This window comes from Blastococcus mobilis (genome assembly GCF_900188025.1).
GTDB classification, from domain to species: domain Bacteria; phylum Actinomycetota; class Actinomycetes; order Mycobacteriales; family Geodermatophilaceae; genus Blastococcus_B; species Blastococcus_B mobilis.
In genome coordinates this window covers 49,870-65,462 of the sequence record NZ_FZNO01000025.1, presented here as the reverse complement: position 1 = coordinate 65,462, position 15,593 = coordinate 49,870, and the positions used below count along the sequence as shown (strand labels likewise).

Here is a 15,593-nt window from a genome sequence, read left to right as displayed (position 1 = left end):
GGTCAGATGTGACCTGGAACGCTAAGGGACCGATGATGAGCAGGTCCACTACGGAACGGCGACACGATTCGTCGCCGTAGTGCACGGATCGCGGGCCACGCGGACGGCAGGGCCGGTGGAGATCCCTCGCCTGCGGGCCTTCCTGGCCGTGGCCGAGGAACTGCACGTCGGTGCGGCGGTGGGCGTGGCCCTGCTGCCCGCCCCGGCCGAGAGGTGCTGCCCGGTCCGGCCACGGACTCGACGGCCTGAGCCGTCGCCGTCCGCGCGCTGCCCGGTCACTTCTGCAGCAGCGGGCCGTACACCTCGACGATCTCGTCGATTCGGCTCTGGAACGCCTGGGCACCGATGAAATCGTCGGGGACGTACTGCTCACCGAGGGTCTCGACGACCTCGGGCTGCTCCAGACACGAGCTCACCGCGTCCTCCAGCGTCGCGATGATCTCGTCCGGCGTCCCTGCCGGGGCGGCCAGACCGAAGAGGGACACGCTGTAGGTCAGCTCCGGGAAGCCGAGCTCGGCCAGGGTGGGGACGTCCTCGAGGTAGTCGACCCGGTCCTGCGGGCTGACTGCCAGCGGCACGAAGCTGCCGGCCTCGATGTTCTCGAGCACGTCCTGCGAGGCGTTGATGAAGACCGCGTCGACGTTGCCGCCCAGCAGTGCCGTGGTCATCTCGGCGTTGCCGGTGAACGGCACGAGCGTGAGCTGGATGCCGTACTCCTCCGCCATGCGCTGCAGCTCCATGGCCTGGGACGTGGTCGTCCCGGGCACCCCGACGTTCACCTGACCCGGGTTCTCCTCGGCGAACCGGAACAGGGCCTCGGCATCGGCGAACCGGGACCCCTGCCCCACCGCGAGGACCGAGGGGATCTGCGTGACGGCAGCGATCGGAATGTAGTCGTCGTTCGTGTAGCCCACGTCCGCCTGCAACGGGTTCGTGGCGGACGCCGGCACGGCGATGAGGGACAGGCTGTAGCCGTCGTTGCCGCCGGCGATCATCGCCTGCATGCCGAGGGCCCCGGAGGCGCCCTCGCGGTTCTCCGCGACCACCGTCTGCCCGAAGTCCTCCGTCAGGCAGTCGCCCACCGTGCGCGCGGCCAGGTCGGTCGGCCCCCCCGGGGCATAGGGGACGTAGAGCGTGATCTCGTCGGTCGGGTAGTCCTCAGCACCATCCCCACCCGAGCCCGCGTCCGGGGTCTCGGCGCAGCCGGCGAGGACGACGGCGGACACCGCGACCAGCGCAGGCATCCGGTAGCGGTTGCGTCGCATGGCACCTCCTTCGTGCGGCCCTTCCGGGGCCATGGCCGGTCCGGGCGCACCCCTGGCAGCCGCCGTCGCTCTCGCGATGCACGACGCCCGGACCAGGGAGTCCGCCGTACCGGCCGACCGTGAGGCGATCACGGTACGGGAATGCGCCGAACTTTGTGTGGTCCAGATCACCACAGGAGGCGCCCCGTCCGAGCACTCCCCGGTCACGATTCGGCAACCGTTCCGGCTCCGCCGTGCCGACGGTGCGGCTCACGCGTCGGAGCTCAGCGGGCCGTGACCGCGAGCCGGAGCCCGAACCCGACGAGCGCGACGCCGGTGACGCCGTCGACCGCGCGGACCGTCCCCGGCCGGCGCAGCCACCGGCCGAGCAGCTGGGCGAGCTGGGTGAGCAGCAGGAACCACACCATCGACAGCGCACCGTGCACCGCCGCCAGCAGCAGGCCGACCAGCAGCGGATCACTGCCGGCGGGGACGAACTGCGGGAGGAGCGCGACGTAGAAGACGCCGACCTTGGGGTTGAGCAGATTGGTGACCAGCCCGGTCCGCGCGGCCCGCCAGGCCGTCCCGGACACCTGGCCGGCCGACTCCACCCCAGCAGCGCGGTGGCGTACCGCCGCGACCAGCAGCCGGACGCCGTAGGCGACCAGGTAGGCCGCGCCGGCGTAGCGCAGGACGTCGAAGGCGACCTCCGAGGCGGTGAGCAGCGCCGACACACCGACCGCTGCGGCGGCCCCCCAGACGAACAGGCCGGCGACGATGCCCGCGGCGGTCGCGAGCGCCTCCCGACGGCGGCGGGTGAGTGCGGCGCGCAGGACCAACGCCGTGTCCAGCCCCGGAGTCACCGTGAGCGCGCCCGCCACGACGGCGAAGGTCAGCACCGCGGCGGCGAGGGTCACCGCACCATCATCGCGGTCCCACGGTGGCAGGAGGAGACCAGGCCCACGCCGGCCCGTCCTGCGCGCGGAGCGGAGCGCGGCGAGGATCGCGAAGTGACGCGAACACCGACCACCGACGGGTGGGGAATCGACGCCGGCTGGCTGGACGCACTCGACAAGGAGCACGAGGTGGCCCCGGCCACCATCGAGCGGCTGCGGGAGGTCATCGGCCGGCCGCCGGCCGACCTGGACGACCGAGCCCCCATCGTCGCCCGCCCCGGCGATGCGCTCGAGGTCGACGAGGCCGAGGCCGAGGTCGTCTGCGAGGACGGCGAGGTGCGCCATGTCGACGGCGAACTGCCCGACGACTTCCCGCTGGGCTACCACTGGCTGCACTCGCCGGAGGGACGACGCCGTCGGCTGATCGTCTCCCCCGGCCGCTGCTGGCTGCCCGAGGACCGCGCCTGGGGCTGGGCGGTCCAGCTCTACGCGGCCCGGAGCCGCGACAGCTGGGGCATCGGTGACCTGGCCGACCTGCGGGCGCTCCGTCGCATGGCCGCCGAACAGGGCGCCGGCTTCCTCCTGATCAACCCGTTGCACGCGGTCGCGCCCACCCCCGGGCAGGAGGCGAGCCCGTACCTGCCGGCCACCCGGCGCTTCCGCAACCCGCTCTACCTGCGGGTCTCCGAGGTTCCTGGCGCCGACAAGGTCGACCTCGAGACGGAGGCCGGCCGGGCGCTGTCGGAGGGGTCGCTGATCGACAGGGACGCGATCTGGGCCCGCAAGCGCGAGGTCCTCATGCGGATCTTCTTCGCCCACGGCGGCGGCGAGGCATTCGCCCGCTGGCGGGAGGAGCAGGGACGGCCCCTGCAGGACTGGGCGACGTGGGCCGCCATCGTCGAGGAGCACGGCGGCGACTGGCACACCTGGCCCGCCGAACTCCGCCGCCCCGGGAGCCCCGAGCTGGCCTCCTACGTCGAGCAGCACGGCGCCGTCGTCGCCTTCCACGCCTGGCTGCAGTGGGCGCTGGACCTGCAGTTGACCGCGGCGACCGGCGACATGACCGTCATCCAGGACCTGCCCATCGGCTTCGCCGGCGGTGGCGCCGACGCGTGGGCCTGGCAGGACGTGCTCGCCGACGGCGTCAGCGTCGGGGCACCGCCGGACGCCTTCAACAGCCAGGGCCAGGACTGGGGCTCCCCACCACTGATCCCCTGGCGGCTGCGCGATGCCGATTACGAGCCGTTCATCCAGTCGATCCGGGCCACGATGGCGGGCGCCGGCGGCCTGCGCATCGATCACGTGATGGGGCTGTTCCGGCTGTGGTGGGTGCCGTCGGACGGCACGGCGGCCGACGGCGCCTACGTCCGGTATCCGGCCGAGGACCTGCTGAACATCGTCGCGCTGGAGAGCCACCGCGCCCAGGCCCTCGTGGTGGGCGAGGACCTCGGCACCGTGGAGGACGGCGTCCGCGAGGCCATGGCCGAGCACGGGGTGCTGTCCTACCGCCTGCTGTGGTTCGAGGACGACGACCCGACCGACTGGCCCGCGGAGGCGATGGCGGCCATCACGACGCACGACCTGCCGACGGTCGCGGGGCTCTGGACCGGTGAGGACGTCGAGGAGCAGCGGGAGTACGGCACCGGCACCGACGAGGAGCTCGAGCGCGGCCGGACGTCGCTGCTGGAGCACCTGCCCGGGCTGGAGGAGGGCGCGTCCGTGGAGGAGGCGGTGACGCGGGCGCACGAGTTGCTGGCCCGGGCGCCGTCCACGCTGCTCTCGGCCACGCTCGACGACGCGCTCGGCGAGCTGCGCCGGCCGAACATGCCGGGCACGGTGGACCGCCCCAACTGGTCGCTCCCCCTGCCGGTCCTGGTGGAGGACCTGGCCGACCACCCCCTCCTGCAGAAGGTCGCCGCCGCCCTCGCCGCCGGGGTCGCCGGAAGCGCCTGACCCCGGAACGCGACCGGCGCGGGCACCTCGCGAGGAGGCGCCCGCGCCGGCGCGGTTCGGTGCGGGTCGGATCAGGACTCGGCGCCGTCCTGCTCCCGGGTGTCCGTACCGCTGGCGGGCACGAACGTGTCCGTGCCGGGGCCGCCGACCAGGCGGTCGTCACCCTGCCCGCCGTCGAGGGAGTCGTCGGCGAAGCCGCCGATCAGGACGTCCTCGCCGGCGTCCCCGAGCAGGGTGTCGCCACCGGCGCCGCCGCACACGACGTCCTCACCGCGCAGCGCGGCGATCCGGTCGTCGCCACCCAGGCCCATGATCACGTCGGCGCCGGCGGTCCCGGTGAGGACGTCGTCCCCGTCGGTGCCGGTGATGGTCGGGAGCAGACCCTGGCAGCGCTCCTCCAGGTCGATGCCGAACACCAGCGGGTCGTGGTCGCTGGACCGGTACGGGGTCGGGGCGTAGAGCGCCCGGTCACCGGCGTACTGGTAGGCGAACGACTCGACCGAGTTGATGTTCCAGTGCGCGACGCCGGTGACCTTGTCGGTCAGGCCCGGCGTGGCGACGGCGTGGTCCAGCGAGCCCGACATGTCGTTGTAGACGTAGCTGTACCGGCCCTCGTCGAACAGCGTGCCGAGGTCGGCGTAGCCGGAGTCGTAGAAGACGACCATCGGGTCCTCCTGGGTGTAGGCGTTGAAGTCGCCCATGAGGACCACGTCCTCGTCACCGGTGTTCTCGCGGAGCTGCTCCGTGAAGGCCACCAGGGACTCCGCCTGCCGCACGCGGTCGGCGTTGGAGGCGCCCTGGCCGTCACCGGTGTCGGTGTTGCCCGGACCGGAGCCGGAGCCCTTCGACTTGAAGTGGTTGGCCACGACCGTGAACGCGTCGCCGTCCTTGACGAAGGTCTGCGCCTGCGGCTCGCGGGCGTTGGTCCAGACCGACTCGTCCACCAGACCGACCGGATCGCCGACCGGCTGGACCACGGCGTGCTGGTAGATGATCCCGTTGCGGATCACGTCGCGGTCGACGGCGTAGAGCTCCTCCGGCAGCGGCACGTAGCTCCACTTGTCGTACCCGGCCGCCTCGTTCAGCCGGCGCACCAGATCCGCCAGTGCGGTGTTGGCGTCGCCCCGGGTGAGCTCGGTGGAGTCGGTGTCCTCGATCTCCATGAGGGTCACCACGTCGGCACCCAGCGCCTCGATGGCCGGGACGATCTTGCCGGCCTGCTTCTCGAGCTGCTGCTGGTCACGGGCTCCGCGTCCCACGCTCTGGTCGAAGGTGAGGAAGTAGTTCAGGACGTTGAACGCACCCAGCTGGACGTCACCGCCCACCTCATCCGGCGCCGCCGGGCGGGTGTTCTGCGGCGCGAAGGTCTCCGCGGCCGTGCCGTCGGCCGGCTGGAGGCGCCACTGCTTGAAGCCGTAGCCGAGGACGAGCGGGGCCGTGAACTCCAGTTCGTCGCCGACGCGCACCGGGGTGTCGGCCGTCAGGTACGGGCGGGTGGTCGTGCTGACCCGTGCGCTGACGCCGTCGTCCAGGACGATCCGGCGCAGCGTGTTCTCGGCGTCGATCGCCTGCGCCTCGGGGCCGGGGCGGGCCAGCTCGGTGGGCTGCACCAGCAGGCCGCCCTCGGAGAGGGTGAGCTCGCCGAAGCTGGTGAGGTCGTAGACCTCGCTGACCGTCAGGCTGTCGGCGGCCTCGACCAGCATGCCCTCGAGCCGCTCGCGGGTCGCGTCGTCGGCCGGCAGGTCGAGCGAGGTGGCATCGGGCAGGTCCGCCGCGGTGCCGTCCGCGCAGACCGCCACGTCCTCCCTCGAGTTGATCTGCGTCTGGCCGCCGAACTCCTGGGCCGCGCCGGTGACCGCGACCGTGTCCCCGAGGTCCACGGCGACGGGGCTGAAGACGAAGATGCCGTCGGAGGTCGCGGTGTCACCGTCACCGTCGACGTCCTGCAGGTAGAAACCGGAGAAGCCCGGCACGTCGCCGACGACGGTGCCCCGGACCGTGACCTCCCGGCCGGCGAGCGCCGTCGAGGCGCCGGAACCCTGGACCTGGCCGATCTCGTGGGTCGGCGTCGTGTCGCAGGCACCCGCCGGCTCCGGCTCGGCGTCGGGCGTGGGAGCCGCGCTGTTGACCGCGCCCTTCGTGGCGGTCGCGGGACCCGACCACACCAGCGAGTCCCGCGCCGGGTCGTGGACGCGCGACAGCGACTGGCCGGCCGGTTCGTTGCCCGCCTCGACGACACCGATGTCCACGCTGGTCATGCCTGCCGCAGGACCGCCGGTCGCCGTGAAGGAACCCTCGTAGGACAGGAATTCGAGCACCTCGGTCCCGCCGCGGACCAGCGCCAGGCCGTCCGGCTCAGGGCTCGCCGCGCCGCCGTTCTGCAGCCCGTTGGCCGGGTACTCGACCACGGCCACGGCCGACGTCTCGGCGGGCGCCGTCACCTCCGGAAGTACCGGCGCGGCCGGGCTGGTGTAGACGGTCCCCGTGGCACCGTTGTAACGAACGATCGAGAGCCCCGCGGAACTCGTGCCGGGGGGCAACTGCACCTCGACGAACTCACCGACATCGGTTCCGTCGTTGTCGTAGTGGATCTCGGAGATGAACGGACTGGTCGGGGCGGCCGCCTGCGCAGTGGCGGGCAGACCCACCACGGCGACCGAGGCGGCGACCGAGCCGAGGACAGCGCGTCGCGCGAGAACGCGTGGGCTGCCGAGACGTACGAGCACAGGAGTCCCTTCGGAGGGGCGGTGAGGACGGGGGCAGGAACGGACGGTGACGCGGAGGGACGCTACGTGCGTCAGGTGACGCCGAACCGGACGCTATGTGACGGGCCCGTAACAGGAAAGACCTGCGCTGCGAACTCTTCCCCGCACGGCTCACGCACGTCCCAGCTGTTTCACGACACGCCATGCGTCGAACGCCTGTTCGATCTTCGTGCGACACTTCCCGCGTGGCAGGCGGTATGCATCCCGGACGGTCCGGCCGCTCGCTCGGCGAGCGCGCAGTCAATTCCGGCATCCGCTCCGGGATGGCCGGGCCGCCCGGCGAGCCCGTCGCGGTCGGTCCGGACCGGTCCTCCGCACCGGCCCCGGGGAACAGCACGGCCGCCGGGGAGGGCGGCGAGGGACGGCACTGCTGGGTGCGCAATCCACCGGACGCGCCGGGGATCTGGCCCGGTCTCCTCGTCGAGTGGCGGCAGCGCGACGGCAGCTGGCAGGGCCGGGTCGCCTACACCGTCGCCGGCCCGCACGGGCCGGCGCTGGTCGAGGCCTGGCTGCCCGCCGCCAGGCTCGAACCTCGCTGACGCGGGCGTGGTTTGCCATTGCCGGTGGCGGCTATGGGCGGGACGCAGACGATCACTCCTGAAGGACGGAGCACCGATGACCGGCCCGAACGACACCCCCAGCCTCGACGACGTCCTCCAGCCCGAGGAGCACCCGACCCGCGACCGCACGCAGCACGCGAAGGACCCGCACCCGGACGACGAGGTCCTCCAGCACCGCACCGAGCAGGAGCGTCAGGCCGTCGGCTCCGACGACGCCGATCCCGCCGGCGCCCAGTTCCACTCCGCCACGGACTGAAAGAGGACCCTCCTGCCCCCCACCACTCGCAGGCTCGCGGCGGGGCCCTGCAGAAGGGCCGTGAGCGCGGGTGACGTCGCCTGCTGGGTGCTCAAGAGCGCCCAGCCTCCGGCGACGTTGTCCCCCGGCTGGCCGGCTGCCGCGTCACGAGTCCTCGACCGGTGCGTGCGCCCCTCCTACCGGTTGGACCTGATGGCGGCCGGCCAGCCCTGCCTGCTCTGGCTCAGCGGCCGTGACCGCCCCGGGGTCCACGCCCTGGGCGAGGTGACCGGGCACGTGGAGAACCGTCCCGAGGGACCCGTCGTCCCGGTGCGGCTGACGCTGCTGACCGAACCGGTTCCCCGCTCCGAGCTCATGGCCGACCCGCGGATGGCGGCGGCCGAGGTGCTGCGGATGCCCGCGGGAAGCAACCCGTCGTGGCTGTCCGCGGAAGAGTTCGCGGCCGTGCTCGACCGGGTCCGCGACGACGGCCTGGGACGATGGGCGACGTGAACCCGAACCGGCTCCGCTGGGGTGCGATCGCCTGGCTGCTGACCCTCCAGTTCTTCGTCATGGAGACCCTCGCCCAGGCGCGGTACGCGGGGAGCTACTCCCGGGCCGACGACGTCATCAGCGCACTGGGTGCCGCCGAGTCGGCCGCCCACCAGCTGATGAACGCCTCCTTCGTCGTCCAGGCGGCCCTGATCCTCGGTGGAGCCCTGCTGCTCCGCCCGGTCCTCCTCCGGGGTGCCGCCCAGGTCGCGCCGGTCCTTCTCGGCGCGGCCGCGCTCGGCGTGCTGCTGGTGGGCGTCTTCCCGACCGACAGCAGCCCCACCGCGCATGCGGTCGGCGCCGTGCTCTACCTCGTCGGCGGCGGGCTCGGGCTCATCGCTCTGGCGTACGCGGTGCGCCCGCGGTCGGAGGCCGTCGCGACGACGCTGGCCCTGCTCGGCCTGATCGCCACCTCGGCGACGGTCTTCTTCCTGACCGGAGTCACCGCCTACCTGGGCGAGGGCGGCACGGAGCGAGCCGCGGCCTATCCCCTGCCGCTCGGGCTGGCCCTGGCCGGAGCCGCGCTGTGGCGGCTGGGCCGGATCCCCGTGGACACGGAGCGTCCGTCCCGGCGGGAGGAGCGGGAGCGGGCGCGTGCGGAGCGGGAAGCCCGCGCCCGCGTCCGGGACGAGGCCCTGGCGGCCGGCACGGGGAGCACGCGGCCGGCCGCCCACGGATCCGACGAGATCGACGCCGGCGCCCCCCGGTCCGGCCCCGCGCGACCGCGCGACTGATCGCCGGAGCGGCTCAGCCGGCCGGGGGCTCGAAGCGCAGCACGTCGCCGACGGGCCGCCGGTCGGGTGCGGCGGTGAATCGCCACGGCTGGGTGTCGTGGATCGAGGGGGCCCGCGCAGCACGCCAGGGTTCAGGCCGTCGGGCCGGCCTCCTGCGCGACCGCGACCGGCCGGCGCACCCGGTCGCGCCGGCGGGAGAGGGCGACGCCGGCCAGGCAGACCGCGCCACCGGCCAGCGCCAGCGCCGGCGGCACCTCGTCCAGCAGCAGCCAGCCGAGCAGGATCACCAGAGGCGGGACGAGGTAGGTGGTCACGCCGAGCCGTCCGGCGTCCATCCGGCTCAGGGCGTAGGCCCAGGTGCTGAACGCCAGCGCCGTCGGCACCGCTCCGAGGTAGACCATGCCGAGGACCGAGCCGGCCGGCGCCGACGCCAGCTCGTCGATCAGCACGCCGGCCCAGGGCAGGCAGCAGACCGCGCCCAGGGCGCAGGCCATGAGGGTGACCTGCGGCCCGGGAAGCCGGCGCAGCAACGGCTTCTGGGCCACCACTCCGCCCGCGTAGGTGACCGCCGCCACCACGCACAGGACGACGCCGGCCACGTCGGTCTGCGCACTCCGGGTGGCCAGCCCGATGAGCACGACGCCGGCGAACGCGACGGTGATGCCGGCGACCAGCCACCGGGGGAAGCCCTCACCGAGCAGGAGCCCGGCGAAGACGGCGATCAGGATCGGGCCGATGTTGACCAGCATCGCCGTGGTGCCGGCATCCAAGTGCTGTTCGGCGGCGTTGAGCGCCACGTTGTAGACGCCGAACCAACCCACCCCGCACACGACCAGCAGCCCCCACTCCCGCCCGCGCGGACGCACCCAGCCGCGGCCGACCATCAGCAGGGCGAGCACCGCCGTGCCGACCAGGAGGCGACCCAGTGCCAGCGCCCCCGGAGACAGGTCCTCCCCCACCCCGCGAATGGCCACGAAGGCTGACGCCCAGGCGAGCACCGTGACGACGACAGCGGCGATCGTCCGGCCACCGGGTGGCGCGGCCGACCGGACGGGGACGAGGGCCTGGATGCTCACGCCCGGACAGTAGGCGGCGGGCCCGACGGTCTCCGGCGGATATCGGACCTCGCACCGGCCCCGTCCGTCGCGCTGCGGGTTCTGGCAGGAGACGCGCGGTCGGCTCAGCCGCGGAGATGCTCGCCGTAGGTCCGTCGTCCCCGCTCGCCGCCGGTGGGCAGAGCCGCGCCGTCGCGGAACGCCGCGCCCAGCTTCCCCGGCACGGGCGTGACCACGACGTGGGCACCGGGGGCACGGACCCCCGCCCACGCGCGGGCCAGGTCGGCGGCGGAGAGTGCCTCCGGACCCCCGTACTCCACCACCCCGCCCGCCGGCGGGCGGCCGACCACCTCGGCGAGGTGCGCCGCGACCTCGCCGACGTCGACCGGCTGCACCTGCCAGCCCATCGGCACCGGGAGCACCGGCCCGCGGCGGGCGGTGTCGAGCAGGGTGTCGACGAAGTCGTGGAACTGGGTCACCCGCACCAGCGTCACCGGGAGACCGGAGGCGAGCAGCACCTGCTCGGCGGCGAACTTCGCGCGGTAGTAGCCGTACGGGATCCGGTCCACCCCGACGATCGACACGTAGACCAGGTGCCGCATCCGGCTGCGGTCGACCGCCTCCACCAGCCGGCGGGTGCCGGCGACGTCGACCTGCCACGGGTCGCCGCGCGGATCGCTGGCCGCGTGCACCACGGCCTCGGCGCCGCCCAGAGCCGACGTCAGGTCGAAGCCGGTCGCCAGGTCACCCCGGACCCCGCCCGGTCCCGTACCGCGCCGCGACATCTGCCTGACCGTGTGCCCCGCCGCCTGCAGAGGCGCCGTCAGCCGTTGCCCGAGCCGTCCGGTCCCACCGGTGACGAGTACGTCCATCGCCGCAGTCTGGCGGGCATGCCCCCACGCGCGCACCCCCTGCCGACGGCAGGATGTCGGTCGTGGGCTTCCGGGCGGTGCTGTTCGACTGGCGGGGAACCCTCGCGACGACCCTGACCTGACGTCGCCGCGCGAGCGCCGGCTGCACCGGGTGCTCGCGCTCTGCGCGTCGGAACCGGGCTCTATCTCATATGCGAGATAATCTGCCCCCGTGACGCTCACCGACGTTCCCCAGTCCAGCACGCACCGCATCGGGGCCCTGGTCCGCGACGCCCGCAGGCACCGCGGGCTCACCCAGCAGCAGCTGGCCACGCGGCTCGGCACGAGCCAGAGCGCGATCGCCCGCATCGAGCAGGGCAACCAGAACCTCACCCTCGAGCTGCTGGACCGGCTCTCCGCCGCGCTGGAGAGCGAGCTGATCAGTCTCGGACCGACCGGGCCCACCCATCTGCGGGTCAACGGCGGGCATCCACTCCGTGGCAGCGTCGTGGTGAAGTCGTCGAAGAACGCCGCCGTCGCCCTCCTCTGCGCCGCGCTGCTCAACCGCGGGCGGACGACGCTGCGCAACGTGGCCCGCATCGTGGAGGTGGAGCGCATCCTCGACGTGCTCCGGTCGATCGGCGTCTCGGCCACCTGGGACCCGGCCGGGCGCGACCTCACCCTCGTCGTCCCCGACGAGCTGGACCTCGCCGCCATCGACGCCGACGCCGCGCGCCGCACCCGCAGCATCATCATGTTCCTGGGCCCGCTGCTGCACCGCGCGCAGACCTTCGAGCTGCCCTACGCCGGCGGCTGCGACCTCGGAACCCGCACCGTCCAGCCGCACATGATCGCGCTGCGCCCCTTCGGCCTGGAGGTGGAGGCCCGGGCCGGTGAGTACCACGCCACCGTGCGGCACACCGGCGCCCCCGGCCGGGCCATCGTGCTGACCGAGCGGGGCGACACCGTGACCGAGAACGCCCTGCTCGCCGCCGCCCGGACCGACGGCACGACCGTCATCCGCAACGCCAGCTCCAACTACATGGTCCAGGACCTGTGCCTCTACCTGCAGCTGCTCGGCGTCGGCATCGACGGCCTCGGGACGACGACGCTCGTCGTCCACGGCCGGTCGGTCCTCGACGCCGACGTGGACTACACGATCAGCGAGGACCCGGTGGAGGCGATGAGCCTGCTCACCGCCGGCATCGTCACCGGCTCCGAGCTCACCGTCGAGCGTGCGCCGATCGACTTCCTGGAGATCGAGCTGGCCGTGCTCGCCGAGATGGGCCTGCGCTACGAGCTCTCGCCGGAGTACCTCGCCGACAACGGGCACACCCGGCTGGCCGACATCACGATCCACCCGTCGGAGCTGCACGCCCCCATCGACAAGATCCACCCGATGCCGTTCCCGGGCCTCAACATCGACAACCTGCCGTTCTTCGCGGTGATCGCGGCGCAGGCGGCCGGCTCGACGCTGATCCACGACTGGGTCTACGACAACCGTGCCATCCACCTGTCCGACCTCACCCGGCTCGGTGCCGACGTCCGCCTGATGGACCCGCACCGCGTGCTGGTCAACGGGCCGACCCGCTGGTCCAGCGCCGAGGTCGTCTGCCCGCCGGCGCTGCGCCCCGCCGTCTGCATCCTCCTGGCGATGCTCGCGGCGAAGGGGACGTCGGTCCTGCGCAACGTCGACATCATCGCCCGCGGCTACGAACACCTCTACGAGCGCCTGGTGGAGATGGGTGCCGACCTCGAGGTCTTCCACGACTGAGGACCTCCTGGACCGAGGACCTCCTGGCCAAGGCCCCCTCCCGGGTACCGCCCCGAGCGTGCGAGGGGTGGGGAGGAGGGGGTCCTTTCTCTACCGCTCCTGGTCGGTGGGGCGCACCAGGATCTCGTTGACGGCGACGTGCGGCGGCTGGCTGACCACGTAGACCACGGCGCGCGCGATGTCCTCGGACTCCAGCGAGCGCATGCTCGTGTACATCTGCTCAGCCGACGCCTTCGCCGCCGGCTGGGTGATGTGGTCGCGCAGCTCGGTCGCCACCGCGCCCGGCTCGACCAGGGAGATCCGCACGCCCCGGCCGGTCACTTCCTGCCGCAGCGACTCGCTGAAGGCGTTCACCGCCCACTTGCTGGCGTTGTAGACCCCCGCGCCCTTCCGCACGGTCCGCCCGGCGACGCTGGACATGTTCACGATGTCGCCCGACCCCTGCTCGACCATGCCCTCGATCGCGGCGTGGGTCATGTACATGACGCCCAGGACGTTGGTGGAGAGCATCCGGCGCCAGTCCTCGGGGTCGGCGCCCACGATCGTGCCGAGCAGCATCACCCCGGCGTTGTTCACCAGGACGTCGAGCCCGCCGAGCTCCTCCCGAGTCCGGCGGACGGCGTCCGCGCACGCCTGCTCGTCGGTGACGTCGAGGTCCAGCTGCAGCACCGCGGCGCCGTCCTCGCGCAGCCGGCCGGCCAGTGCGTCGAGCCGATCCTTGCGTCGTGCCCCGATCGCCACCGCGGCACCGGCTTCGGCGAGGGCGACGGCGGTGGCCTCGCCGATGCCCGACGACGCGCCGGTGACCAGCGCGACCTTGCCGGACAGGGGACGGACGGCTTCGGTCACGGGAACCTCCTCAGGACGCCGCCCCGTGCGGCACCACCCCAGCCTGCCCCAGCCGGGGCGTCCGCAGTCCTGGCGCGGCCGGGTCTCAGACCAGCGCGTCCAGACCGTCGTCCAGCGGCAGGTTCAGGCCGGCCTCCACCGGCGGCCGGTGCGGCTGGTCCAGCCCGCGCATCCGCGCCGCGTGCAGCGCCAGCAGCAGGTTGAGCCGGAGCGTGGGATCGGTGGTGAAGGGGCCGAGCAGCCGCTCCAGCTTCCCGATCCGGTAGCGCATGGTGTTGTAGTGGAAGTGCAACCGGCGTGCGGACTCCGCGACGTTGAGGTTGGTCTCCAGCAGCACCCGCAGGGTGTCGCGGAGGTCGGCGGAGTCGGGGTCCGCGGCATCGGCCAGCGGGCCGAGCACCTCGTCGACGTAGGTCCGCAGCTCGGTGCTGTCGGGGATCAGCGACAGGAGCCGGAAGACTCCCAGCTGATCGAAGTGCGTGACGGCCGAGCCGCCGTGGATCTCCTGGCCGACGCCGAGCGCCCGCTGGGCCTGCCGGTGCGCCTCGGCCAGGGCCGAGAGCGAGTCCGCCGGCCGGCCGATACCGGTGCCGAGCAGCCGCCCGACCCGGCGCAACCGGCCGTTGACCCGTGAGGTCACTGCGGAGACCAGGGCCGACAGCTCCTCCGGCGTCCGGCCGTCCAGCGGCAGCAGCGTCACGATCTCGGTGGCGAGCCCGGCCACGGCGGCTCCGGCGACCTCCGGCTCGAGAGCGGCCCGCCAACCGTCGGCGAGACGGTCCAGGACGTCGAGGGCCTTGGTCGGGTCCGCCGCGGCGTCGGCGACGGTCTCGGTGGCGGTGACCAGCACGGCGACGGGGCCGTCGAGCCGCCATCCGAAGGACCGGGTGTAGGCCAGCGTCCGCTCGGTGTGGCCCACGGACCCTCCGACGAGCCGGCGCACCAGGTCCCCCTGGAATCGCAGCTCCACGGAGTGCACGGCCTGGAGGCGGATCACCGAGAGCGCCGCGATGACCGCGGCACGCTCGAGGACACCACCGGCGCCCAGCATCATCGCGCCGCTCCGGTGCACCGCGACGAGCCAGCCGTGCCGCTGCTCCCCGGCCATGATCGGCGCGACGGCGTACTCGCCGACGCCGCCGGGCAGCTCGTGATGACCGGGGACGAGCAGGATGCCGTCGGCCGGGGACAGATCGGCGTCCGCCAGCACGTCGGCCGGCGTGACCACCGTCTGGTCGGCCCGGACGCCGGACAGTCGGCGGGACGGCGCGAGCTCGGCCAGAGCGTCGTCGGCCGCGGCGTCCAGCAGCCACAGCCAGTCGCCGATCTCGACGACGTCGTCCCGGGGTCCGGCACTGGTGACGATCTCCCGGTCCGGGCCCAGCCCGAGAACGGCGGTCCCCTCCAGCATCACGGCCAGCCGCTGCGTCACCTCGGCCAGCCCACCGCCGGTGAGGGCCACCTCCATGAACTCGTCGTCCATCCGGGAGGAAAGCGCCAGCGCCTGGCTCTGCTTGGTGACCACGGCTCCCAGAACCTCGGACACCATCTCGTCGAGGCGGACCCCGGCGGGCAGGGCCAGCACCGGCAGGCCCCGGCGGTCGGCCTCGGCGAGCACCTCGCCGGGGATCGGTGCGGGCCCCTCGGTCCGACGGAAGGCCAGCGCCGCGGTGCCCATGGATTCCAGCCGCTCCACGAGGGCGCGGCAGTTCACCCGGTCGGCGGGCGGTAGGCGCGCACCGAGGACCACGAGCACGTCCGGCCCTGCCACCGCCAGCGGATCGGCCGGGTCGTCGACGACCATGTGCCGCACCACGCGGCCCAGGCCTGCCGATCCCGCAGCCACCTGAGTACCGCCGAGCCCAGGAAGGCGGAGCGCCTCCTCGACCGTCAGGCCCATCCGCTCCTGCCAACTGCTGCGGTCGTCGCGCGGCGTCTCGGCCCGCGACTCGGCGACGGCCCAGTTGCGCCGGAACGGAACGGAGCCGTCACGGTGCGTGGGAGTCATCAGTGAAGCCTCACCGTGGGTCACGACGCATCCCCCTCATTGTCGCGGTCCAGGTTGCCACACCGCTGGAGCCTGTCAGGAGTCCCCGGACAGCCAGGTCCATTCTTGGCGAGTTCC

The 15,593-nt window shown here is 73.2% G+C and carries 13 protein-coding genes; 6 read left to right on the top strand and 7 right to left on the bottom strand.

What is annotated here, in order from left to right:
• Positions 1–275 precede the first annotated feature (275 nt).
• Together CHB94_RS19405 and CHB94_RS19400 are read right to left on the bottom strand one after the other, a co-directional pair.
• Positions 276–1,265, bottom strand: coding sequence for a Bug family tripartite tricarboxylate transporter substrate binding protein (locus CHB94_RS19405; protein WP_089338202.1), 990 nt, complete (start codon positions 1,263–1,265; stop codon positions 276–278).
• Positions 1,266–1,528: 263 nt separating this feature from the next.
• Positions 1,529–2,161 (bottom strand): LysE family translocator, encoded by a 633-nt coding sequence (locus CHB94_RS19400; RefSeq protein ID WP_089338201.1) that lies wholly within the window; start codon positions 2,159–2,161, stop codon positions 1,529–1,531.
• Positions 2,162–2,254: 93 nt separating this feature from the next.
• On the opposite strand from CHB94_RS19400, the gene malQ reads away from it, so the two are divergent.
• A complete protein-coding gene (gene malQ, locus CHB94_RS19395) occupies positions 2,255–4,093 on the top strand; it encodes a 4-alpha-glucanotransferase (RefSeq protein WP_089338200.1) in 1,839 nt (612 codons plus the stop codon).
• 71 nt (positions 4,094–4,164) lie between these two features.
• Here malQ and CHB94_RS19390 read toward each other — a convergent pair whose 3' ends face one another.
• Complete coding sequence (locus tag CHB94_RS19390) at positions 4,165–6,819, bottom strand: ExeM/NucH family extracellular endonuclease (RefSeq protein ID WP_089338199.1); 2,655 nt, start codon at positions 6,817–6,819, stop codon at positions 4,165–4,167.
• Positions 6,820–7,043: 224 nt separating this feature from the next.
• On the opposite strand from CHB94_RS19390, the gene CHB94_RS19385 reads away from it, so the two are divergent.
• The 4 genes from CHB94_RS19385 to CHB94_RS19370 all read left to right on the top strand — a co-directional run bounded on the left by CHB94_RS19385 (position 7,044) and on the right by CHB94_RS19370 (position 8,939).
• Positions 7,044–7,397, top strand: a complete 354-nt coding sequence (locus tag CHB94_RS19385; RefSeq protein ID WP_089338198.1) for a hypothetical protein — start codon at positions 7,044–7,046, stop codon at positions 7,395–7,397.
• A 76-nt stretch (positions 7,398–7,473) separates the two neighbouring features.
• Positions 7,474–7,674 carry a hypothetical protein gene (locus CHB94_RS19380; RefSeq protein ID WP_089338197.1) on the top strand — a complete coding sequence of 67 codons (201 nt, stop codon included), beginning with the start codon at positions 7,474–7,476 and terminating at the stop codon, positions 7,672–7,674.
• Positions 7,675–7,734: 60 nt separating this feature from the next.
• Complete coding sequence (locus tag CHB94_RS19375; RefSeq protein WP_089338196.1) at positions 7,735–8,166, top strand: hypothetical protein; 432 nt, start codon at positions 7,735–7,737, stop codon at positions 8,164–8,166.
• Positions 8,154–8,939 carry a DUF998 domain-containing protein gene (locus CHB94_RS19370; RefSeq protein WP_089338195.1) on the top strand — a complete coding sequence of 262 codons (786 nt, stop codon included), beginning with the start codon at positions 8,154–8,156 and terminating at the stop codon, positions 8,937–8,939. The genes CHB94_RS19375 and CHB94_RS19370 overlap by 13 nt, the downstream gene beginning before the upstream one ends.
• Before the next feature lie 131 nt (positions 8,940–9,070).
• Here the strand turns inward: CHB94_RS19370 and CHB94_RS19365 are convergent, their stop codons facing one another.
• Entirely contained in the window at positions 9,071–10,015 is a 945-nt protein-coding gene (locus tag CHB94_RS19365) for a DMT family transporter (RefSeq protein ID WP_254920778.1), read from the bottom strand.
• 104 nt (positions 10,016–10,119) lie between these two features.
• On the bottom strand, positions 10,120–10,866 hold the full coding sequence (locus tag CHB94_RS19360; protein WP_089338194.1) for an SDR family oxidoreductase: 747 nt from the start codon (positions 10,864–10,866) through the stop codon (positions 10,120–10,122).
• 211 nt (positions 10,867–11,077) lie between these two features.
• Here CHB94_RS19360 and CHB94_RS19355 point away from each other — a divergent pair, with 211 nt between their 5' ends.
• A complete protein-coding gene (locus tag CHB94_RS19355) occupies positions 11,078–12,619 on the top strand; it encodes a helix-turn-helix domain-containing protein (RefSeq protein WP_089338193.1) in 1,542 nt (513 codons plus the stop codon).
• A gap of 90 nt (positions 12,620–12,709) precedes the next feature.
• Here CHB94_RS19355 and CHB94_RS19350 read toward each other — a convergent pair whose 3' ends face one another.
• Both CHB94_RS19350 and CHB94_RS19345 read right to left on the bottom strand, forming a co-directional pair.
• Positions 12,710–13,468, bottom strand: a complete 759-nt coding sequence (locus tag CHB94_RS19350; protein WP_089338192.1) for an SDR family NAD(P)-dependent oxidoreductase — start codon at positions 13,466–13,468, stop codon at positions 12,710–12,712.
• Between the two features lie 85 nt (positions 13,469–13,553).
• The gene (locus CHB94_RS19345) at positions 13,554–15,476 is read right to left on the bottom strand and encodes a PucR family transcriptional regulator (RefSeq protein WP_089338191.1); all 1,923 of its coding nucleotides are present in this window, start codon (positions 15,474–15,476) and stop codon (positions 13,554–13,556) included.
• Between the last annotated feature and the right edge of the window lie 117 nt (positions 15,477–15,593).